General features: G+C 72.2%; 1 protein-coding gene. It reads right to left on the bottom strand.

The window, feature by feature from the left end:
* Positions 1-641: LysR substrate-binding domain-containing protein (locus tag EN781_RS33700; RefSeq protein WP_127400788.1), on the bottom strand; the 641-nt coding region annotated here is incomplete at both ends.

The raw sequence follows: 641 nt of genomic DNA, 5'->3' as shown, positions 1-641 counted from the left end.
GCCGAACAGCGCGGCCAGGTCCCGCGCCGGCCGGTCGGCCTCCGGCCGCAGCCGGATGGCGAACTCGGCCGTCGGAACCGGCGGCAAGCCAAGCTCGCGCGGCGCTTCGACAATGCCGGAATGGGCAAAGCGCGCCGTGCGCAGGGTCAGCGCGATGCCGGCATCGACCGCCGTGCGCAGGCCGGCGAGGCTGGCGCTGCCGGCGGCGATGCGATAGCGGCGGCCCGCCGCGTCGAGCGCCGCAAGCGCTGCTTCGCGAAAACCGCAATGCGGATCGAGCAGTGCCAGAGGTAACTCCTCTTCGCGCGCAGCCAGCCCTTTTTGCGAGCAGAGCCAGCGCATCGGCTCGCCGATCACCGCGACCTCGTCCGATGCCGGGGCCTGGCGCATGGTGATCGCGAGATCGAGCTGGCCGGCCTGCAGTGCCTGTGCAAGCTCGGCCGAGCGGCCGACGCGCAATTCGATCCTGACGCGCGGATGGCTGACGGCGAAGGAGCGCAGCAGCTCCGGCAGGCCACGATCGGCAAAATCCTGCGTCGTGCCGATGGCAACGCGGCCGCCGGCACGCGCGCCCTTCAGCGCCAGCCAGGCCTCGGTGTGGACGGCGAGGATGCGTCGGGCATGGCCGACCAGATCCTCGC

Origin of the sequence: Mesorhizobium sp. M4A.F.Ca.ET.090.04.2.1, from assembly GCF_003999085.1 — a bacterium.
Classification (GTDB): Bacteria; Pseudomonadota; Alphaproteobacteria; order Rhizobiales; family Rhizobiaceae; genus Mesorhizobium.
Note: the sequence above shows the minus strand (reverse complement) of the source record. Positions and strands in the feature narration are given on the sequence as shown.